At 38.1% G+C, this 18,352-nt stretch carries 14 protein-coding genes and 1 pseudogene; 6 read left to right on the top strand and 9 right to left on the bottom strand.

Annotated features, from left to right (window positions below):
• Positions 1–45 precede the first annotated feature (45 nt).
• The 7 genes from NG743_RS00665 to NG743_RS00635 form a co-directional block, all read right to left on the bottom strand.
• Positions 46–1,002 carry a ribonuclease Z gene (locus NG743_RS00665; RefSeq protein WP_027400969.1) on the bottom strand — a complete coding sequence of 319 codons (957 nt, stop codon included), beginning with the start codon at positions 1,000–1,002 and terminating at the stop codon, positions 46–48.
• 453 nt (positions 1,003–1,455) lie between these two features.
• Positions 1,456–2,355 carry a sensor histidine kinase gene (locus NG743_RS00660; protein ID WP_306459821.1) on the bottom strand — a complete coding sequence of 300 codons (900 nt, stop codon included), beginning with the start codon at positions 2,353–2,355 and terminating at the stop codon, positions 1,456–1,458.
• A gap of 231 nt (positions 2,356–2,586) precedes the next feature.
• Positions 2,587–3,264, bottom strand: coding sequence for a response regulator (locus tag NG743_RS00655; RefSeq protein ID WP_027400967.1), 678 nt, complete (start codon positions 3,262–3,264; stop codon positions 2,587–2,589).
• A 798-nt stretch (positions 3,265–4,062) separates the two neighbouring features.
• Positions 4,063–5,151 carry an ISAs1 family transposase gene (locus NG743_RS00650; RefSeq protein ID WP_257121273.1) on the bottom strand — a complete coding sequence of 363 codons (1,089 nt, stop codon included), beginning with the start codon at positions 5,149–5,151 and terminating at the stop codon, positions 4,063–4,065.
• A 134-nt stretch (positions 5,152–5,285) separates the two neighbouring features.
• The gene (locus tag NG743_RS00645; protein ID WP_257121272.1) at positions 5,286–7,436 is read right to left on the bottom strand and encodes a peptidase domain-containing ABC transporter; all 2,151 of its coding nucleotides are present in this window, start codon (positions 7,434–7,436) and stop codon (positions 5,286–5,288) included.
• A gap of 285 nt (positions 7,437–7,721) precedes the next feature.
• A complete protein-coding gene (locus NG743_RS00640; RefSeq protein WP_257121270.1) occupies positions 7,722–7,955 on the bottom strand; it encodes a hypothetical protein in 234 nt (77 codons plus the stop codon).
• A 483-nt stretch (positions 7,956–8,438) separates the two neighbouring features.
• Positions 8,439–8,657, bottom strand: coding sequence for a hypothetical protein (locus NG743_RS00635; RefSeq protein ID WP_257121269.1), 219 nt, complete (start codon positions 8,655–8,657; stop codon positions 8,439–8,441).
• A gap of 2,215 nt (positions 8,658–10,872) precedes the next feature.
• Here NG743_RS00635 and NG743_RS00630 point away from each other — a divergent pair.
• From NG743_RS00630 to dprA, 6 genes and pseudogenes are all read left to right on the top strand, one after another.
• Positions 10,873–11,805 carry a J domain-containing protein gene (locus NG743_RS00630; RefSeq protein ID WP_257121267.1) on the top strand — a complete coding sequence of 311 codons (933 nt, stop codon included), beginning with the start codon at positions 10,873–10,875 and terminating at the stop codon, positions 11,803–11,805.
• Complete coding sequence (locus NG743_RS00625) at positions 11,805–13,010, top strand: ATP phosphoribosyltransferase regulatory subunit (protein WP_027400960.1); 1,206 nt, start codon at positions 11,805–11,807, stop codon at positions 13,008–13,010. Before NG743_RS00630 ends, NG743_RS00625 begins: the two co-directional genes overlap by 1 nt.
• 86 nt (positions 13,011–13,096) lie before the next feature.
• Complete coding sequence (locus NG743_RS00620) at positions 13,097–13,324, top strand: ferredoxin family protein (RefSeq protein WP_027400959.1); 228 nt, start codon at positions 13,097–13,099, stop codon at positions 13,322–13,324.
• A gap of 203 nt (positions 13,325–13,527) precedes the next feature.
• Positions 13,528–14,256 carry an ABC transporter ATP-binding protein gene (locus tag NG743_RS00615; protein ID WP_027400958.1) on the top strand — a complete coding sequence of 243 codons (729 nt, stop codon included), beginning with the start codon at positions 13,528–13,530 and terminating at the stop codon, positions 14,254–14,256.
• A gap of 60 nt (positions 14,257–14,316) precedes the next feature.
• Positions 14,317–15,015: a DUF2301 domain-containing membrane protein gene (locus tag NG743_RS00610; RefSeq protein ID WP_051424217.1), complete on the top strand. Its 699-nt coding sequence runs from the start codon at positions 14,317–14,319 to the stop codon at positions 15,013–15,015.
• Between the two features lie 207 nt (positions 15,016–15,222).
• A pseudogene (gene dprA, locus NG743_RS00605) lies at positions 15,223–16,340 on the top strand (DNA-processing protein DprA).
• A 68-nt stretch (positions 16,341–16,408) separates the two neighbouring features.
• On the opposite strand, the gene NG743_RS00600 reads toward dprA, so the two are convergent.
• Both NG743_RS00600 and NG743_RS00595 read right to left on the bottom strand, forming a co-directional pair.
• The gene (locus tag NG743_RS00600; RefSeq protein WP_027400956.1) at positions 16,409–16,648 is read right to left on the bottom strand and encodes a ribbon-helix-helix domain-containing protein; all 240 of its coding nucleotides are present in this window, start codon (positions 16,646–16,648) and stop codon (positions 16,409–16,411) included.
• A gap of 86 nt (positions 16,649–16,734) precedes the next feature.
• On the bottom strand, positions 16,735–18,285 hold the full coding sequence (locus NG743_RS00595; RefSeq protein ID WP_257121265.1) for a serine hydrolase: 1,551 nt from the start codon (positions 18,283–18,285) through the stop codon (positions 16,735–16,737).
• Between the last annotated feature and the right edge of the window lie 67 nt (positions 18,286–18,352).

The raw sequence follows: 18,352 nt of genomic DNA, 5'->3' as shown, positions 1-18,352 counted from the left end.
AATTAGAGGGCGATAAATTAGGGATAAGTGATAATTATAGCAAAATCATGCACTCACATTTGATTCAATTTCCCGTCTGCGAGGAACATCATAAACCATAAAATCATGAGCCATAATTGTTTTAGGAAAAATTGCTTTTGCTTCTTTAAGTAAATCTTTTAATTCAATAGTATTCCCTGGAGCATAACGAGGGCTGAAATGTGTCATAATCAGTTTACGAACTCCTGCAATGTGTGCCGTTTGGGCTGCCATTGTAGTTGTAGAATGTAGCCTTTGAAAAGCCATTTCTGAATCTTGATGAGCAAACGTGGCTTCATGAATTAACACATCTGCATCATTTGCTAATTGCACTGCACCATTACAATAAACAGTATCTGTACAATAGGCAATTTTTCGCCCAATTTCTGTTGGACCACATAATTCACTACCATTGATTATTCTTCCGTCTGCCAGGGTGACTGTTTCACCGCGCTTGAGTTGTCCATAAATTGGACCTGAAGGAATTTCTAAGGCTTTGGCTTTTTCTATATCAAAACGTCCGGTTCTGTCTTTTTCCGTAACTCTGTAGCCAAAAGCAGGAATACGGTGATGTAAAAGACCACAGCTAACTGTAAATTCATCATTTTCATAAATTACCCCCGGCTGAACAGTATGCACTTTAATGGGGTAGGAAAAATGGGTGTGGGAGTAACGAGAAGCAGCTTGTAAGTATTCGTTTAATCCCGATGGACCATAAATATCAATTTTGTCTACATTACCTGCTAAACCGCAACTAGCCAGCAATCCCATTAAGCCGAAAATATGATCACCGTGCATATGGGTGACAAAAATTCGGGATAGTTGGCTAACTTTTAAATCACTCCGCAAAATTTGATGTTGAGTTCCTTCCCCACAGTCAAATAACCACAGTTCTGCCCGTTGTGGCAATCTCAGCGCTACGCTGGAAACGTTGCGTGATCTTGTTGGTACACCTGAACTCGTCCCTAAGAATGTAATCTGCACGGTGTTTTTTAGCTTTCCTTTTGCTCAATATGATCCTTAATTCTCTATTTTGACACAGTAAGTAGGGTTTGCTGAATAAGTTATCTGTGAGGGACAGGAGTATGGCTAACGCCACGCTGCGCTATCAGGCAGGTAGGGGCGCAGGGACTGCGCCCATTCAGGAGTATGGGAACAGGCAAGAGGGGAGAAGTTTTGGGCGATTTTACTTTTCTTCACATAAGTAATTGGACAAAAATATTTACAGTCATTGCGAGCGAAGGGAAGCAATCACAACCCTGGGAATTGCTTGATTTCACTTCGTTCCCTATGGCTAACGCTACGCTAACGCAATGACATTGTGTAATTAATTCTGTCTCACTACTTACCTTTAATTTTTTCTGTTAACCTACTTATTTGCACAGTCAGCTATTAAAGAAAAAGCGAAACATCAAGATTTTCTAATTTTCCTAGTTTTTATTGCCACCATGAAGAATTTTGTAAATGCCAAGATAACTCGCAAAGAGTACCTTGAGGATAAAGGGGAACTCGCCTAAATTTACCTTTAATTTGTTGTGCTAGATTTTTAAATTGTTTTGTTCCCCAACCTTCTTTTAATGGGTAAATCCCTAAACCATCATCTATAATGCTCAGAGTGTAAATACCTTGATCTTCAACCCAAGAATAAGTAACTTGCAAACAGGTGATGCCAGTGGCGTGTTTACCAACATTACATAAGGCTTCTTCTAAAAATCGGCAAAGTCCTCGCTTATTTTCAATACTCAAACTGCTTTCATCTATAGGCTCAAAACTATGGATCTTTAGTTTGAGGGTTTTAAAACAGGGAAAATCCCGTTCTAAGGTGTAGGTATAAACTTGGTAGAGAATTTCATGTAAAGGGTTTCGCAAATCTATAACTACATTACTTCCTAAATAAAGGCTAGTGTCTTGATTAAGAGTTTCTTGTTGCCAAAATTCATACATTCCTCGTAACTCTTGGTTCAATTCTTCAAGTTCTTTTTCTATAGTAGGCAGCAATTTATTCATTGGTAAATCCTGCCCTTTAACTAATCTTAAAACTTTAGCTAGACTTTGCAGAGGTCCATTATGAATTGTTTCAAATGTAGTTTCAATCATGGTTTGACGAGCTTTGATTCCAGATTTAATTGTTTGATTATATTGATATAAAGACACGATACTGATGCCATTTACAACCATAACAAAAATTACTGGAAACATGGAAAATGACCACTCCCAAGTTAATAAAAAATGGCTAATCAATACTAGACTAAAAATAGTAATGATAACCTCTGATAACTTGCCTACAGAAACAAAATAAATTTCTTCCTGTAGTTTCTTCCAAAATTGAGTTTGCATAAGCTTTCATTCCAGTCTTAACACCTTAATGATGGAAAAAATATTATTGATTAGAGGATGTTTGAAAAGTATCAGAATTAATCGAGATCCCCCCCAACCCCCCTTACAAAGGGGGGCTAAATTCCTCAAAATCCCCCTTGAAAAGGGGGATTTAGGGGGATCTGCGGGTGTCAGATCCCACACGAAAAAGTTTTCAAACAACCTCTTATACTAACTTTATTTATTAGTTGATTAATCAATTAATCCTTCGGCTCTAGCTCTCATTTCCGTTTGAATACGGATATTTTTACCTTCTTCTGGGTAAATATTTAAAGCGTCTTGTAACTTACTCCAATAATGACGCACCATGCGTTCAGATATGCACATATTTTTGGCAATTACTTTATCTTGTAATCCTTCTTCAAAGGCTAGATTCAGCACCTTCAACCATTCTGGTTTTACCTCTAAACCTGAATGAATTCCTTTGATATCTTTTGTATGAGTTAATCCCTGTAATGCCCAATCAACTCTGGTTAACATTTCCTGGGTAGGAAGACTTTTATCAGCGACAGTGAAGCCTCCTTTATGATTATCAATATAAGGACGAATGCGGATTAATGTTTTCACATGGGCGCTTTGAATAACAAGATTCAAATGGGAATAATTTTTCATCAAAACCTTAAGCAGTTGAATCCCTGTATCAACTTTCGCTGTAGTTTCCGGCTTCTCTGGTATGGAAAGATCCATAACTACTAGGTCAGGTTGGTAATTAATAACTTGCTCAAAAGCATAACTAGCATTTGTAGCCAGATTAAATTCAGCACTAGGATAGTTTTTTCGTAAAATTTCTACTGTCCCATTTAAAACTGACTCGTGGTCATCAATGACTATGAATTTTAAACATGATTTTTCTGATGAAACTTGTTGCATATCTAATAATTATCCCAATAGTTATACACCTGATCAATTTTGGTTGCTATCTACTACTATTAATTACTTTTTACTAGACTCTCTTAGTTATAACTTATTAACTATGGGGAGTGTTACCCCTCACTCTGTGAAAAATATTAGAAAATACTGAGATTATGAAGTTGATGTATAACAATAATAAATATGTTTGTTTAATAATAATTTAGGATTAATCAGAGTTTTGACAGATATATTACCTGGTACTATAGGAGATATTAAGTAATAGAAAATGCTTATCAATAAAAGTGCCAAATTGACATAAGGTTTTTGTTAAGTAGAAGCATTTACCTGATATTAAGAATTTAAAGCTATTGTAAAAATGATTGGTTGGAGAGTTATATGAATATAAATAGAGAAGTTCTATATGTTTTCCGCAAAGATTGTAGAGACATTGCATAGAATGTCTCTATTTTTTCATGAGATATTTATTCAAATTACAGGACTATTCAATAAATAATACGACAGAATTAATTACATACATAATTTTCCTGTTCTTTGTTTCTACTAAGAGGATGTTTTAAAAGTGGTATCTCGTAATTTTCATCACATTTTTACCCCCCTTAATCCCCCCGATGCTTTGGGGGGAAATAAGAAAAATCCAGTTCCCTCCCCTTTATAAAGGGAGGGTTAGGGTGAGGTAATTTGATAATGGTAATTTGATAACTTGTGTGTACACCCTTTATAGGGGGGAAACAAGAAAAATCCAGTTCCCTCCCCTTTATAAGGGCAGGGCTGTTTCAAGAATAATTAAACAAGAGATTAAAAGAGTAAAGCTGACATAGCAGGTATATTATGAGATATTTGGTCAATCGCAGCCTTGATTGATTCAAAACCATGAATCCTAAATACAGAAAGTACCCAAGTCTTGATAATTGACAGATTTATCGGTGCATTTCCTGCTCTTTGAGGACTATTATCTTCATCGAAAATCACATCTTTAACCCAATGTAGGCGATTTTCAATCTGCCAATGTCCTTGAATCACTTTTGCAATTCGTTCAGATGTTGGTGCTAAAGAACTCAAGTAGTAACTCAAGGTGCTGTATGCTTTGCCATCACGCTCGCCAGAACGAGTTACCCGTATCACCGACTGTACATTTTTCCAACCCGAGTCAATGTTGGCTGGTGGTGTAAATACTTCTACTAATCTCTGTACTTTGCGTCCCTTTGATTGCTCGTCCTCAACCTTGACTTGAACGGGTGTTTCTTGTTCTGTTTGGATTCTAATTGCTGCTTGTAATTTTGGCTGATTTTTTTTTACTTTGATGATGTAGTCGTTGTTGCTCTCAACAATTGTCTCTACTGTCTTCTTTTGACAATGTAAAGCATCCATTGTAAATACGTGATTTTCCAATTTCAGCTGGGACAACAATTTTTGTATCACACAGATTTCACTTTCTTTTTTGTTCTCCATGATTGCGGTTGCCACCACCACACCTTGTTCTTGCGAGAATAGTGACACCATAGTAATAAAATTCTGTTGATGATTATCAGCATTATTGAGGGTGTTTCTCAGGCTTTTTCCATCCCCAGCGATTGCTGCTCCTTTTGCGATTGTTTGTGCTTGCGCCCAGCTATTAAATGCACTATTCAGCTTAGTATAGTCTATATTGAGCATTATTCGTCTCAGTGTGGAATAGGACGGTGCTGTTCCTTGTTTTAGGGCTAGTAGCTTAATTAGACTGCGCCGATGTCTCTCCACAAATCTCTCTAATCCTCGATAAGTTTTCTGTCCACTCATGATTCCCATGATGATGATTACCAAGATTTGCCATAAATCGTCACGACTTCCTTGGTTTCCTCGTGGATCTGGTACTTCCTTGAGATAATCTACTAAACTTTTACTCATTTTCTACCTCTTTTGAACTTTTTGACTAAAATTATCTACTAAATCCTTTCCTATGATTACTGTTTACTTTTATAGCTTCCTTACTCATTCTTGAAACAGCCCTGCCAATTAAGGGGGGTAAACACAAGAGGGAATTAGGGAATTAAAAAATCTAAATGATCTCCTGATTTAGTACGTAAATCCTGTAAAGAACCTTCTAATTTCAGCCTACCTTGATCTATCAAAACAATCCAATCAGCACGATTAATTACTTTGGGTCGGTGAGTAATTAAAATCGTTGTTTTTCCTTGACGATGTTCAAATAATTGGTCTAAAACTTGGGCTTCACTAACTGGATCAAGTCCACCTGTAGATTCATCTAAAATGAGAATTGCTGGGTCTGTAACAATGGCTCTAGCTATTGCTAATCTTTGTCTTTGTCCACCGGAAATATTAGCACCAAATTCACCTAAAATAGTTTGATATGTCTCAGGCATTTTACTGATAAATTCATCAGCACCAGCAATTTGACAAGCTTTGACAATCTGTTCAAAGCTAACATAAGGCGCTCCTAATCGGAAGTTTTCGACAATAGAACGATTCCAAAAATGAGCATCTTGGGGAACGAGAACTACCTGTTGACGGAGAGATTCTAAAGAAAGGTCTTGGAGATTATAAAGCCCAATTCGTATGTTACCAGATTCAAGTTTATATAAACCAGAAATTAATTTAGATAATGTACTTTTACCACAGCCAGATTTGCCAATTAAAGCAATATTTTTACCTCCAGGAATCGTTAAAGAAAAATCTTCTAATAAATCAATGCGACCAGGATAATGAAAGTTTATATTTGTACAAATAATATCAGCATTTTCAGAAATTGTCGCAAAAGGTTTTTTACCATTATCATCATCTTCTGGAGTGGCATCAATAACTTCTGTTAACCGCCGTACAGCAGTTTTTGCACGAGTAAATTCATCAACAAAATTAATAACTGTACTAATTAACCCAATAAAATTACCATTCATTGAGTTAAAGGCTAGTAATTGTCCAATACTCAGATTTTCAGCCGGGTTAATTACTAAATAGCCACCAAACCAAAGTAAAATTACACTACCAATACTAGAAACAAAACCAGAAAATGTATTATTAATAATCCCAATTTGCATTGTCTGAAATGTCAATCCAGCCAGACGATTAAAGCGATTTTGTAATTCATCCCAAAATTGTCTTCCTGATGTGGTTGTTTTGAGAGTTAATGCACCTTTAAAGGTTTCGACTAAAACCCCTTGGGTTTCGGCTTCTGTAACTAACAGTTCATTAGTTTTTTGCTGTAATGTGGGCTGAAAAATAAATGTAGATATGGTCATTACCACAGAAATTACTAAAGCTGCTGAGGTAAGTTTCCAACTATAAAATAACATGAGAAATAAGGAAATTACCGCAATAAAAAATTGACTTGGTAATCCAACAACAACTTGAGCAATTAATTGATTAATTTGGTCAATATCTCGCAGCCGACTGACAACTTCACCACTGCGACGGGTTTCATAATAAGTTAATGGTAAACGCAGAATCTGCCGCCCAAATTCCAGCACTAATCCTAATTGCATTCGTTGGGCAAAATGAGCAATTAAGTTAGACTGGACAAATGAGAGACTATGAGAAATAATATTCATGACGACTACAGAAATTACTACTGTAGTCAATAATTTTGTGTCACCTCTAACTAATACATCATCAGTAAGAATTTGCAGCAAAAAAGGGGAAGCTAAAGACAGCAAACCCAAGACTAAATTGAGAGGTAATGCTTGGAATAAAATGCCACGATAAATCCAAACTCGTTGGAAGAAACGCCAAAAACCACCGACCTGATCTTGCTTTTGAGCAAAAAAGCGAATAGGATCTGGTTCTACTAATAATAATAACCAATCTGTCCAAGCTGCTTCTACATCTTGTTTAGAAAGATAACGCAAACCCACTGCGGGGTCTGCAATCAGAAATTTTTTACCTTTTTTACCATATAAAACAACCCAATGATTTCCTTTCCAGTGAATGATTGCTGGTAAGGGGGCTTCATTAATTTTATCTAATATTTCTGGCGAAGTTTTCACGGGATTGGCTTTAAAACCCAGGATTTCCGCGCCTCTTTTTAATCCTAATAAGGTGGTTCCAAATTGCCCAGTTCCGACTGCTTCTCTAATTCTGCTAATGGTAAAAGTCTGACCATAATGTTTAGCAATTGAAGCCAAGCAAGCTGCACCACAATCTTCTTCGCTATGTTGTTGAACTAACTGGTATTTCATGGATAAAGCACTCTGGAGAATAAGAAGCAGATGGTATATTTTTAGAATTAGTTTATTTTGGATTGATGGTGTTTAAATCAAGTCTTACTTATGTGAATTAACAGATTAGACAATGGTATTTTACGAAAAAAGATAGTCAGCAATCAGTAGAAGAATACTAGAGAGTATATTTGTCTCTTCTATTATTCTGTATCTAGCTGATAGCTGACTGACTTTAGTAATGAATAGAAACAGAAAAAAGTAAAATTTTATAACTTGTTTCTTTCTATTACTAAGTTTTGTTTATTATGCAAATTGGTTGCTACTTTGCACAACTAAAGCAGCAGCAGAGGCAAATCCTGAACCCAAATTAACTGGCGCTTGAACAATGGTTGTAATTTGTGGTGCTACTTTAGTTGAAAGTGGTTGAATGTAATTTTTTAAATTATAACCATTCTTACCATTCTTACCTTTACCATACCAACCACCAGCTACGATCGCTTGTTGTTCAACAGATACTTCGGTAAATAAATTAGACATGACTGAATTCTCCTTGATTTGTATTATTGCTTGGGTTTCTTTGCTGCTTGTTTGCCGCTTTCCCCCTCGCTTGTTAATAGAATATCGAGAAGTTATGAGTTAATTCATTCTCATTTTCTGCAAACTTAATTACCAGATTTAGAACTAGATATCTCCGAAAAATACACGCCAACTCGGCTAAATTCATTTGAACTAATTTCAAGTTTTAGCTAAATTAATTTCTATATAATGTCAGATAGACTTGCAGGATATCATCAATATATGTTTAATATAAAATCTATATCTAGCCAGGAAATTTATTTCCTGGCTAATAGCTCAAGTCAGCTAAAGATGACTAAATAATCTCAAAATTCGTGAGTACACTTCGTGAAATTAGTGCGTTTTAACGTAATTTTGCTATTAGCCTAGAACTTTAGTTCCAGGCGGGTAAGGAACACCAAAGCAAAGATTTTAAGCAAATTGATATCAGATAATCTTTGCTAACTATAATTTGCAGCGACGGTGTTTTCTGCTCTGACTACGTGGGTAAACAAAGAAATTAAAAATCATATATATGATTGTTGTGTTGGTTATATTATTAGAAATTGCAACTAGGTTGTTGTTTCCTATAGCTACAGCATTAGCGTCGTTGATATTTCCACCACCACCAATTATGGTTTCTTGTTGTTCAATAGATACTGTAGTAAACAATGAATTAGACATTATTCAAGTTCCTTTAAATTTCAATTATCACCAATCAATCTTATTTTCGTTAATAGATTATATGTTTATGATTATCTTTGTCATGGCTAATTTACGCCAACTTTATTACTAATTTAAGAAATAAATATTTCCGAAAAATACACGCCAATCTGGCTAATTTATTCGATGGAGTTTAAATTCTATGCTATTTTAATATAGTTAGTTTAACGAAACTCAATACCCCTGGCTATCCTACGTCTAATGTTGGGTTATGCCTTCGGCACGCTACGCGAACACTTTGTTCAACCCAACCTACAAAGATCAAATTAATATTCTTTACCATCAGGGGAATGCTAGGATCATAGTTCTTTATTCAATGGATAGAAGTGTGAAAAATAAATAATCTGTAAATAACTAGTATTATCTACAGATTGATAGTAATTATTAACCTATATAGGAGTCCTATTTGACTTTTGAAATGGTCTTAGAGAATTGTAACTGCTCGATAAATGGGGGCAGACTACCTGTTCGGGAAGGATTTTACGCCATTTGAGGCTTGTCATGGAAGGATTTACCCCGCATTATTAGGGTAGGGTAGTTATTCACTCCCCCCCTCTAAAATTATCGAAACCCTTGATCTCTCGTTAAAGATAGGGGGAGTGTGAACAGTTACAGGGTAGAGGGTAGGGTCAATTCAAAACATGGAGAAAGGGAAAGGGAAAATGTATGGGATCAATATTTCATTCAATTTCTCGGACTCTTCTGGGCTGAATTCCTTATTAGAACAAGAACAATAGCTGTTGCCACCAGCTACGGTTTCTTGTTGCTCAACAGGTACATTGCTAAACAATGTATGTAACATATTACAAATCTCCTTGATGCTGAATTAGTGCAAAGGTTGATTACGGCTTTTTAGCTGCTCAAATCTTCACGTGATTAAAATAGTATCTAGGAATAAATAGATAAATCATTATTACTTTCTGCAAGTTTCATTACCAGATTTAGAAATAGATATTGCTGCAAAATACACGCCAATTTAGCTAAATCATTGTCACCAAATAAAAAATTTCTGCTACCATCTTTCATCATTCTAACTAACCAATAGCAGAAGTTGTCTTTTGATGACTAAAAGAACTGGAAAATTTTTGAATTTGCTTAGTTTACTTTAGTAAACTTTAGCTATTAGCCTGGAACTTCAGTGGGGCTGTCAGCTATACTCAAAACGGCTTGATTGTTTGATTCTAAACGTAGGGGTAAAGCAAGAGCCATAGGTGTCAACTTAAGCTCAAATCCCTACCATATCTCGTTCCTAGTCTCTGACTAGGAATGCAGTTGATGAGGCTCTGCCTCTAGTATCATTGAAGGCAGAGCCTTCTAGAATTCATTCCCAGTCAGAGACTGGGAATGAGACGAGTTGAGTTCTTTGCGGGATAGAGGTTTTACGTTAAGTTGACACCAATGAAGCTCTTGCTCATTGGTGTCAACTTACAGCAATTCTCGTTCTCATGAAATGGAATGGAGGGCGCAGGCCCTGCGCCCCTACGGGTTTGGCGATAGAAAACTGGAATGGGGGTTAGGTTTCTGGAGATTATCGGTTTCATCTAAGAGGATGTTTTAAGTAGTAAGACAGAATTAATTATACAATTTTATTGCGTTAGCGAAGTGTGGTGTTAGCCATATGGAACGAAGTGAAATCAAGCAATCGCCAGGGTTGTGATTGCTTCCCTTCGCTCGCAATGACTGTAAATATTTTTGTCCAATTACTTAAAAGTGGTATCCCGTAATTTTCATCAGATTTTACCCCCCTTATGAAGCTACGGTGTACACACAAGTTGGAAATTGCCTGTTAGTTACCATAAAACCCCACCCCTAGCCCCTCCCCGCAAGCGAGGAGGGGAACTGGCTTTGGGTAAGGATGTGTGTACACGGTAGCCCTTATGAAGGGGGGAAACAAGAAAATCCAGTTCCCTCCCCTTTGCAAGGCTATCGTGTACACACAAGTTAAATTACCCCCTTAATCCCCCCTTATAAAGGGGGGAAACAAGAAAATCCAGTTCCCTCCCCTTCACAAGGGCAGGGTTAGGGTGGGGTAAAACATTTGATACAGCAATCATGAGTTTTCAAACAAGATCTAATAAGTATTAAATTTCCTGGTTGCTACTGGATGGCTTTGAAACTTACCATACTTCCCTGTAAACTGGAAAGAATATGCTGGGGTGCGATACCTATAATAAATATGTCATTAAAAATAGATTCTGGATTATTTACGGATGATTTCATAGATCATCACGCAGTTTTATGTGTGCCGGTTGATGCGGAATTTAAGGAAATCCGTAACCGTTATTTACAAATTGCTCGGATATTGCACCCAGATAGTTCTCTAATGAGGAATGAGTCGGAAAAAGAGATGGCTAATCAATTGTTAGCAAAGTTGGTTAATCCGGCTTATGAGAAGTTTTCTGTGGAACGCAATCGGGCTGAGTATTTGTTTATTCTGTCACAAATGGGGAAGAGATTTGCCCAAGAACCAGGAGCAATTAGACTGAAGACGGAATCGGGGCGGCAATTGTTAGCTGCGCCTAATGTGAGTATGGCATATAGGCAGGCGATCGCTAAAATTGCCCCAACTCAATTTAGTGATTTGCAACAATCACTCAAAATCATTGCTGAGGTTAGTGAGCTAAATCTAGTTTATCTGATGCGGGTGGCTGGACAGTCAATGAATAAGTCGGTGCCTAGTCAACCTCAAGGTTCTGCCCCAAATTTACCACCAACTCTAACCTCACCACCCGAAGAAGAGTCAATCGTAGAACAATACCTGCGTCGCGCTCAAGTTTTGCTAGAAAAAAACCAATTGTCCCCAGCCAAAGTAGAATTACAAGATGCCTTAAAGTTAGAACCGCGAAATAGTCATTGCCATAGCTTGATTGCAATGGTATATTTACGGCAAAATCAACTAAAAATGGCAAAAGTTCACTTTGATAATGCCCTGAAGTTAAATCCCAATGAGAAAATCGCTTTGGAATGGAAACCCAAAGTAGATGAAGCTTTAGGAATTACAACCAGTGGTTCTCAAGGGACTTCCGCTTCTCAAACTGAAGAGAAGCAACCAGATAAGTCTGGAAAAGGTGGTTTGTTTGGCGGTTTGTTTGGTGGGAAGAAAAAATAATGGTGTATCAACCAGCAGCGGGAGCAAGGGATCTATTACCTTTAGATGTGGCGCAAAAACGCTGGATTGAAGATAGATTAGAACAGGTGTTTCAACGGTGGGGATATCACAGGATTATCACCTCAACTTTGGAACGAATGGATACTCTGATGGCTGGTGAAGCTATTCAGCGTCAGATGGTGATTCAACTCCAAAATAGTCAAAATGAAGAATTGGGGTTGCGTCCAGAATTGACTGCCTCTATCGCTCGCACAGTGGTAACTCGCATGGCAGATGCCACCTATCCCCAGCGACTATATTACAATGCTAATGTTTTCCGCCGCAATTGGGAAGGCCGCCATAATCGTCAGCAGGAGTATTATCAAGCTGGGGTGGAGTTACTGGGTGCTGAGGGATTATTAGCCAATGGGGAAGTGTTGCTGCTGGTAGCAGACTGTTTAACAGCATTGGATTTAAAAGATTGGCGGTTAATTTTGGGGGAAGCGGGAATTACTCGTTCTTTGCTGAATGCTTTTCCCCCGGAAATCAGAAATCAAGTCCGCAGGGCGATCGCTAATTTAGATCGCGTGACTATTGATACTTTGCCTCTAGAGGAAGAACTCCGCCAACGCGCTAAAATTATGTTGGATTTGCGGGGTGATAGTAAAGATGTTTTACAAAAGGTCAGTAGTTTACATCTAGAACCAGATCAGCACGAGGCAATAAATAACCTCAGATCCCTAGTGGAATTACTAGATGGTAAATTCCCTTTAATCCTTGATTTAAGCCTAATTCAAACCATTGACTACTACACAGGTCTGGTTTTTGAAGTAGTGAGTGAGACAAATTCCCAAGTACAGATTTTAGGAAGTGGTGGGCGTTATGACCAATTATTAGGTTTATACCATCCCCAGAAGGAAAATATTCCTGGTATTGGCTTTGAATTGAATATTGATGATTTATACCAAATTCTCCTATCAAATCAGCAATTACCCCAGGATATTCCCGCTAGTAATTGGTTAGTAGTTCCAGAAACCCCCGGTGCTGAAGCTGCGGCTTTTGCCTATGCCGATAAATTACGTAATTCCACTAATTCAGTGAGAGTAGAAATAGACCTGGGAGGTAGGGACACAGCAGGGATTCGTCAATATGCAAGCGATCGCTCAATTACCCAAATAGCCTGGATTAAAGCCGATGGTTCACACACCATTGAACCCGGATGTTAAAAATAGGAATATTGGTAAACTTTCCCAAAATCAATCCAAAATCCAAAATCTAAAATCTAAAATCCAAAAAAGAGGGAATCGGAAAAATGCCACATACCATTGTTACAGACGTTTGTGAAGGTGTTGCTGACTGCGTAAGTGCTTGTCCTGTAGCTTGTATTCATCCAGGCCCAGGAAAAAACGTCAAAGGCACAGATTGGTACTGGATTGACTTTGCTACCTGTATTGATTGTGGTATCTGTTTGCAAGTTTGCCCCGTAGAAAACGCAATTTTGGCAGAAGAAAGACCAGAATTGCAGAAAATAGTAAATTAGGTGACAGGTGACAGGTGCTACGCCACGGGGACAGTGGAAAAGAAAATCACCAAATTACCTGTTACCTGTTCCCCGTTCCCTGTTCCCTGTTCCCTAGCAAATTAGGTGACAGGTGCTACGCCACGGGGACAGTGGAAAAGAAAATCACCAAATTACCTGTTACCTGTTCCCCGTTCCCTGTTCCCTGTTCCCTCATGTAACAAATGACTAATAATTATTTATTAAACGTAGAAAATGTCCACGCTGGATATATTAAAGATGTAGATATTTTGCAAGGTGTCAACTTTCACATTGCACCAGGGGAGTTAGTTACAGTAATTGGTCCAAACGGTGCAGGTAAATCCACTTTAGTAAAAACTATTTTCGGACTTTTGACACCCCATACCGGAAATATTACCTTCAAAGATCAGAATTTAATTGGTTTAAAATCAAATCAAATTGTCGCCAAAGGAATGTCCTATGTTCCCCAAATTGCCAACGTTTTCCCCTCTTTAACCATAGATGAAAACTTAGAAATGGGGGCTTTTGTGAGAGATGTTCCCTTGAAACCTCTTAAAGATAAAATATACACCATGTTTCCTCGCTTGAGCGATCGCCGTCGTCAACGCGCAGGAACTCTTTCCGGTGGAGAAAGACAAATGTTAGCAATGGGGAAAGCATTAATGTTAGAACCCAGTTTACTCCTATTAGATGAACCCTCAGCCGCATTATCTCCCATTTTGGTAACTCAAGTATTTGAGCAAATTAAACAAATTAAAGAATCGGGGACTGCGATAGTTCTAGTTGAACAAAATGCCAGAAAAGCCTTAGAAATGGCAGATCGTGGTTATGTGCTAGAATCAGGAAGAGATGCTATCTCAGGACCTGGTAGAGAATTATTAAATAACCCAAAAGTCGGAGAATTGTATTTAGGCGCTGGGAAAGGACATTAAAAACAAGATCCCCGACTTCTTAAAGAAGTCGGGGATCTAAAACCTATACTATTAAGGAATATGACTACACAAACAATATCATCATTAGCAGTATATCAAGGTCAATTCGGGGAGTTTACGATTACTCAGAGCGATCGCCAAAGTGTGATAATTTATCGAACAGGATTAATGATCGCCGCCCTGTGTTTTGCCATTGGTAGCGGTTTAGTCTTATTTTATCCCCAACCCGCTGCTATCGCCTCCCTGACCCCTCTCTACACCTGTTTTAATATTGCACTGGGAGTTAGTTTATTAACTATTCATATCTATATGGCATTTTTGCACCGCATTCTCCAACTTTTTTGGATAATTGGTAGCATTTGTGCCTTTATTTTTGGACATGGTGATAGTCAAGCTTTTGCAATTACTATTTATAATCAACCCCTCACCATATTAGGAATTGGTTTTACCTTCGCAGCCTTGACAGGGATCTTTTTCAAAGAAGGTTTTTGTTTCCATCGTTTAGAAACTAAAATCTTAACTCCCCTTGTTCCCCTACTATTATTAGGACATTTAACCGGAATTTTATCAACGCCAGCAGAACAAGTTTTACTAGCAACTTGGGCAATTTTATTCCTCATCTTTGCTATAAGAAAAGTAATTCAAGCTATTCCTCCCGACATTGGCGATAAATCTGTATTTGATTATTTGAAAAATCAAATTAAGACCCGGCGACTAGAAGTCACAGCTACACAAACAAAGTCCGCCTCCGCAGACTAAAAAAATCAAGATATTGAACCCACCCACCATCTGGGTTTTGCCTGTGTAGACGCGGTTTTTAACCGCCAAGTAATTATATTTATACCAAGTAGGTGAACACAATAAAACCAAACTGTGTAAAGAAACATAAAATCGCTGAAAACTTCTTTACTCTTGCCTTTTGCCTCTTGCCTTGCTATAACGACAATTTTCAACGCCAACCTACTTATGTCAAATACAGAAGAACGTAAATATTGGTTAGCTTGGTCGCAAATTTCTGGAATTGGACCCATATTACTGCAAAGATTACAACAGCATTTTGGTAACTTGGAAAATGCTTGGAAAGCTACTCCTAGTGAATTACGAAAAGTTGAAGGTTTGGGATTTCAGACATTAGAAAAAGTTGTTCAACAAAAATCCCATTTAAACCCCGAACAACTCCTCACTCAACACCAACAAGCAAACCCCCATTTTTGGACACCAGCAGACCCAGAATATCCCCAACTACTGCGAGAAATTCCCAGTCCACCCCCCTTATTGTATTATCGGGGTGAAGTTGATTTACAGGAGAATTCAGGACAAAAACCTTTAGTGGGAATTGTCGGAACTCGTCAACCCACAGAATATGGAATTAAATGGACTCGTCAAATTAGTACCGCATTAGCCAAAATGGTTTTACCATTGTTTCCGGTATGGCAGAAGGAATAGACACCGAAAGTCACGCAGCAGCAATGAAAGCAGGAGGAAGAACAATAGCAGTTGTAGGAACAGGAGTAGATGTTATTTATCCCCATAAAAATCAAGGTTTATATAAACAGATATTGACCTCTGGCATAGTAATTAGTGAATATCCTGCCAAAACCACACCCAACCGCACCCATTTTCCCCGGCGAAATCGCATCATTGCCGGGTTAAGTCGCGCAGTATTAGTCATAGAAGCACCAATAAAATCCGGCGCTTTAATCACAGCTACTTATGCTAATGAATTTTGTCGAGATGTTTACGCATTACCCGGAAGAATTGATGATCAACCATCACAAGGTTGTTTAAAATTAATTAGTCAAGGTGCAGGTTTAATTAATCAAGAACTCAGTCAATTATTAACCATGTTGGGGGCAATTCCCCAAATAGATATAGAAATTCCCATAGTTAGATCTCCTCCTTTACCTAATTTAGCACCTGAATTACAACAGGTAATAGACACTTTGACTATTGATACTTTATCCTTTGATTTTATAATTCAAAAAACAGGGATGAATGCGGCTTTAGTTTCCAGTTCCTTATTACAATTAGAACTCATGGGTTTAGTCACCCAACTTCCGGGAATGCGATATCAAAAATGTTAAAACTCTGATTTTTGTTCCTTCTTCCTTTGCGTCTTTGCGCCTTTGCGTGAGGCTAATTCATACTTTAATTATGCAACGCCAATTTTTGCTTGTAGTCTAGCAAAAACTACCTCACCATCTGTTACTTGTCCATTCTTAATCTGTTCAGTTCCTACAGCTATTTTTTTCCGTAGTTCCTCTAGTCTTCTTTCTCTGTCCAGCAGCAAACTAAAAGCCTCATTTACTGCATCTTCTATATTTTCAAATCGCCCCGTGTCAATATAAGCTTGTATTAATTCCTCTGTCTCAGGTTTAAGTTGAATATTCATGATGTATTCTCCATTTGATAGATAGCCTTAACGCTGTTCTAACAACAAAGCCACATTTTCTGCAACCAGTTTGAATTCTGAATTATTTATTGTGGTGGATAATATTGCGGAGTCATTATAGGCTGCGGATAACTGCCCATAGGCATATTATTAACCGTCCCATTAGGCATAGCAGGATTCATTATCGGTTGTTGAACTGGTTGCTGAGTAAAGGGTTGAACGGGTGGTTGATAATTAGAAATTGGTTGAGTTGCTGGTTGAGTGATTGGTTGAGTGATTGGTTGGTTATTTATCGGATTGCTAGGTGTTACTGTAGTTTGGCTAAAGTGTTCATAAGCCGCACTAGAAATAGAACTAATTAATTTTGCCGCACGAGGATCATTATTGGGACGTTTCACCATAATAGCGGCGATATAACGTTTACCCGTAGGGATATCTATTAAACCCGCGTCTGCTAACATTGTGCCAATATCACCTGTTTTGTGATAAGCATTTGCGCCTTTTCCTAAGCCAGCAGGTAAAAGATTATCTCGTTCAGTGCGACTCATAATATTAAGCATTAAATCACGCGATCGCATACCCACGACATTACCTTGATTCACCATCGAGATTAAATTCCCCAATTCCCTCGGACTAGTAGTATTAGTCCCCTCTAAATCCGGGAGAGGATTACGAATCATCGTCGTTGTTAATCCCCAACTGCGAAAACGTCCATTTAACGCCTCCTGTCCCCCTAATTTAGCAACCAGCATATTCGTAGCCGTATTGTCGCTAATTGTAATCATCTTCGTAGCCACATCAAGAGCCGTGTATTTGCTGTCTGGGGTTTGATATTGCATATTTCCCGAACCCCCGACAATCATCTCTTTTTGGAGAGTTAAGATTTCATCCAGGCGGATTTTACCAGCATCTACATCCTGGAAAAAAGCAATCAAAATCGGAATTTTAATCGTGCTTGCCGCCGCAAAACTGGCATTACTATTAATATCTACATAACCACCATTATCTAAGTCTAATAAAAACACCCCTGGCATCAGATCAGCATTAGCTGCGGAGAGAGTTTGTAAAGAATTTTTTAAAGAAGTAATTTCTTGGGACAGATATAAGCTTGTATTAGGAGTTTGAGATATTTTTTGAGAAGTAGTAGTTTGAGATACTAACGCAACTGAACCAAGGCGATTAGCAGGGTCTAGAATTGACAACAACGTACCCACAATCGCACCTATCCCCACACCCACAATCAACAACCGCAAGGTATATAAAACAGTTCTAGCCATAGGTTTTAACCTAGTCTTGCGTGACCCTCTGCTTTCAATTCTCGGCTTCTCCATGCGTACCGTCTTTAACCTCACATTTGCTGGCGGAGAAATTTGAGTATTTTTCTTGACTGTAGGTACTGGTTTAACACCTGGAGGCATCATCTTCCGTGATGCTGGTTTTCGCCCCCCAGACGAGATAGGAACAGGACTGCTATGATTGTTTAGACGAGCTAATGTTGCAGTTTCTCTTGGACTAGAAACTGGCTGTTGATTGATGACTTTTTTCTGTCCTGTCTTGGGGACTGGACGTTTACGCCGGCGACGTTGTACAGGTTGCCTTTGTGATATGGGTATGAGTTTGTCACTAGTTTCTGACATAGCTACTTTTCACCTTCGACCCAGATTGTAAATTTATGCACCTTGATACTCAGTTTACCTTTGGAAA

The organism is Dolichospermum heterosporum TAC447 (genome assembly GCF_024584745.1).
Taxonomy (GTDB): Bacteria; Cyanobacteriota; Cyanobacteriia; order Cyanobacteriales; family Nostocaceae; genus Dolichospermum; species Dolichospermum heterosporum.
Note: the sequence above shows the minus strand (reverse complement) of the source record. Positions and strands in the feature narration are given on the sequence as shown.

What these genes read in the sequence shown, in the direction of transcription:
- NG743_RS00660 (WP_306459821.1), bottom strand. Translation starts at nt 2,355, where the DNA reads ATGCAAACTCAATTTTGGAAGAAACTACAGGAAGAAATTTATTTTGTT.
- NG743_RS00655 (WP_027400967.1), bottom strand. Translation starts at nt 3,264, where the DNA reads ATGCAACAAGTTTCATCAGAAAAATCATGTTTAAAATTCATAGTCATT.
- NG743_RS00650 (WP_257121273.1), bottom strand. Translation starts at nt 5,151, where the DNA reads ATGAGTAAAAGTTTAGTAGATTATCTCAAGGAAGTACCAGATCCACGA.
- NG743_RS00645 (WP_257121272.1), bottom strand. Translation starts at nt 7,436, where the DNA reads ATGAAATACCAGTTAGTTCAACAACATAGCGAAGAAGATTGTGGTGCA.
- NG743_RS00640 (WP_257121270.1), bottom strand. Translation starts at nt 7,955, where the DNA reads ATGTCTAATTTATTTACCGAAGTATCTGTTGAACAACAAGCGATCGTA.
- NG743_RS00635 (WP_257121269.1), bottom strand. Translation starts at nt 8,657, where the DNA reads ATGTCTAATTCATTGTTTACTACAGTATCTATTGAACAACAAGAAACC.
- NG743_RS00630 (WP_257121267.1), top strand. Translation starts at nt 10,873, where the DNA reads ATGTCATTAAAAATAGATTCTGGATTATTTACGGATGATTTCATAGAT.
- NG743_RS00625 (WP_027400960.1), top strand. Translation starts at nt 11,805, where the DNA reads ATGGTGTATCAACCAGCAGCGGGAGCAAGGGATCTATTACCTTTAGAT.
- NG743_RS00620 (WP_027400959.1), top strand. Translation starts at nt 13,097, where the DNA reads ATGCCACATACCATTGTTACAGACGTTTGTGAAGGTGTTGCTGACTGC.
- NG743_RS00615 (WP_027400958.1), top strand. Translation starts at nt 13,528, where the DNA reads ATGACTAATAATTATTTATTAAACGTAGAAAATGTCCACGCTGGATAT.
- NG743_RS00610 (WP_051424217.1), top strand. Translation starts at nt 14,317, where the DNA reads ATGACTACACAAACAATATCATCATTAGCAGTATATCAAGGTCAATTC.
- NG743_RS00600 (WP_027400956.1), bottom strand. Translation starts at nt 16,648, where the DNA reads ATGAATATTCAACTTAAACCTGAGACAGAGGAATTAATACAAGCTTAT.
- NG743_RS00595 (WP_257121265.1), bottom strand. Translation starts at nt 18,285, where the DNA reads ATGTCAGAAACTAGTGACAAACTCATACCCATATCACAAAGGCAACCT.